This window comes from Streptomyces hesseae (genome assembly GCF_031845785.1).
Taxonomy (GTDB): domain Bacteria; phylum Actinomycetota; class Actinomycetes; order Streptomycetales; family Streptomycetaceae; genus Streptomyces; species Streptomyces hesseae.
Genome location: NZ_JAVRFI010000104.1, coordinates 1 through 255, shown reverse-complemented (window position 1 = coordinate 255; position 255 = coordinate 1). Strand labels below are relative to the sequence as shown.

At 65.5% G+C, this 255-nt stretch carries 1 protein-coding gene; it reads left to right on the top strand.

What is annotated here, in order from left to right; all coding sequences use genetic code 11:
* Positions 1–255 (top strand): hypothetical protein (locus RM609_RS34395; protein WP_311616617.1); only part of this gene is annotated, 255 nt, incomplete at both ends.

Here is a 255-nt window from a genome sequence, read left to right as displayed (position 1 = left end):
CCGACGGCAACGCCGTCTTCCAATGGTCCGGCAACGGCACCACATGGAACAAAGTCGGCGGAGCGGCGGGGACACTGTACGCAGGCGGAGCGGGCCTGTTCGCCACCAACCCCACCAACGGCGACCTCTACAAAATGAACGGCCCCAACAACTGGAGCAAAGTCGGCGGACCCGGCAAGACCTTCGCCGTCACCGGCAACGGCCTCTTCGGGCTCTCACCCGACGGCAACGCCGTCTTCCAATGGTCCGGCAACG